We start from the raw sequence: 2,407 nt of genomic DNA on the forward strand, positions 1-2,407 counted from the left end.
TATTGTGTATAAATATTTGGTTGATTATAAGGCACCTAGGAAAACTTGACACATACTTGGGGCCTTCTTTGCTTGACCCGTTACGGGGAAAAGGCTATGCTATTGTAAACATGACGTTTTGGGGAATTGAGGAGGTCAAACTCATGCATCGAACACACCATTTAGGAATCCGTTCACTACTCGTGACTGCTGCCGCGGCGCTACTGATTACACCCGTGATCTCGACCAGCACCGTGACAGCCCATGCCGCCAGTGTGAACCCGTCATCGACGACGCTGAAGAAGTCCAAGAGCTACTACCGTAAGAATGCTCGCAAATTGGCTAAGCGCTACAAGCTCACCTATGATGCGCAATCAGCATTGAAGAAGAACGGACGTGCGACAGTTTGGATCAACACCAGTGATTCAAGTCTCAAGAGTAGTACGAAGATCGCCATGAACTATTGGAATAAAAAGCTTGGGAAGAAGGAATTTGTTCAGGGTTCAAAGAAGAACCACACCCTGACACTTTCCATCTCGAAAGCTAAGCCAACTAAGTCCGATCAGAGTGACGCTTGGTGGACGCCTGGCAAGAAGAAGCTTCAAGTTCGGTGGTCCTACTACCGTGACGAAACGCAAAACATTGCCGTTTCCATGACGAATCAACTCAATGACGCCTTCTACAAGAAGTATGCGAAGAGTATTGAGGCCAAGGCCAAAGCTAATTTAGCTGCCAAGGGTATCACGACAAGTGACGACAACTATCAAAGCCGCTTCAATAGCGAGGCCGCAGCGGTCGAAACTTCTCTGCCCGCTTATGACACCCTGAAGAAGGAAGTCAAAGGGGTCAACAGCGTGGCTAAGACTGGCCGTAAGTACGAATATGCTAGCACCGTCGCTCATGAATTGGGACACGTGCTCGGGTTGAACCACTCCCCGAAGAAGGCCGATCTTATGTACTTTGAGAGTGGCAACAGCAACGTTTACAGCTACAAGAAGGTTAAGGCTGGCTTGTCTAAATACAATCCAATCACTACAACGGATAAGAACCGGGCTAAGTTGGCATTAAAGGTCTATGCCGCTGCTCACTAAACTTAAATTTCACCGAAAGCGTGGCCGCGAGCCGCGCTTTTTTCATGGCTAAACGACCAACATTTACCGGTTCTTCACACACTAGTTGACAGTTCGATGACTTAGGCGCTGGTTAATCCCCACCAACACCATCCCCCCACACCCATCGTTTACCCGCTCCATGTCGTCCGACCTTTCAGGGCTGAAATCTAAATGTAATCAACTGTAAACCTGTGGTAACCTTTTAGCCGGCCATACCGTGTACAATGAAGGCAAAGATTGAGGAGGAAGTATTTTATGTCTAATAAGTTACATAAATTGAGTGTTGGTATTGCCGCCTTCGCCGCTGTTCTCGCCGTTGGTGTGGGACTCAACACGACTAAGGCCGATGCCGCTGCCAAAAAGGTTGCTGACATTTCGCAATATCAGGGAAACATTAACTGGAAGAAAGCTTCTAAGGACCTGAAGTACGCCATCATCCGTGTGCAACACGGGAGCAAGGGTGACGCTGGTTACATGGTCGACAGTAAGCGAACGGTCAACGCCAAGGGTGCCCACAAGTATGGCGTCCCATTTGGTCAATACATGTTTGCTGAATTCACGAGTGTGAAGGATGCCGAGAAGGAAGCCAAAGACTTCTACAAGCGTAGTGACAAGAACACCAAGTTCTTTGCCTTGGATGAAGAAAAGCGGATGCCTTCTGCTAAGAACAAGGAACAAACCTACGTTAACGCTTGGTTAAAGACGATGCGTAAGTTAACCGACAAGCCTTTAATCATGTACGCTGGTGAATATTACGCTAACTTTCACAAGCTGAACTTCAGCAAGTTCGATGGGGTTTGGATTGCCAAGTACAGTTCTTACAAACCTAAGGTTTCGGGCGCGTCCGTTGACCTCTGGCAATACACCAGTTCAGGTCGCGTTTCCGGAATCAGTGGTAACGTCGACTTGAACAAGGTCTTAGACAAGTCCACCGTTGACAAGTGGTTCACGGGTTCCATGAAGCACAAAGCCAAGGCTAAGCCTAGCTACTACAAGTCTTTGGACGGCGCTAAGGGTGTCACGGTTAAGAAGCCAGTCTTCGAATACACGTCGACGTTGTTCACTAAGAACAAACGGATCTCACAGACGCGGATCAAAGCTGGTAAGAAGTTAGCCGTAAAGGCCGTTGTTAAGAACAACAAGGGCTCTTACCGTTACCAATTAACCAATGGTCACTACGTTACTTCCCAAAAGAACTACGTGACGCCTTACAAATAAAGAGTAATGCTAACGATGATCAACTTCCGAGTTGACCATCGTTTTTTTGGGTCTCTGTCAAATCGTATTGGTGGAGATTTTGAACGGCACATTCACTT

2 protein-coding genes are annotated in these 2,407 nt (G+C 47.4%); both read left to right on the top strand.

Annotated features, from left to right (window positions below; genetic code table 11):
- The first annotated feature begins 143 nt into the window (after positions 1–143).
- Positions 144–1,070: a matrixin family metalloprotease gene (locus tag IV54_RS07395; protein WP_057878747.1), complete on the top strand. Its 927-nt coding sequence runs from the start codon at positions 144–146 to the stop codon at positions 1,068–1,070.
- A gap of 276 nt (positions 1,071–1,346) precedes the next feature.
- Positions 1,347–2,309 (top strand): GH25 family lysozyme, encoded by a 963-nt coding sequence (locus tag IV54_RS07400; RefSeq protein ID WP_057878748.1) that lies wholly within the window; start codon positions 1,347–1,349, stop codon positions 2,307–2,309.
- Positions 2,310–2,407 lie beyond the last annotated feature (98 nt).

Origin of the sequence: Levilactobacillus paucivorans (genome assembly GCF_001437125.1) — a bacterium.
Taxonomy (GTDB): Bacteria; Bacillota; Bacilli; order Lactobacillales; family Lactobacillaceae; genus Levilactobacillus; species Levilactobacillus paucivorans.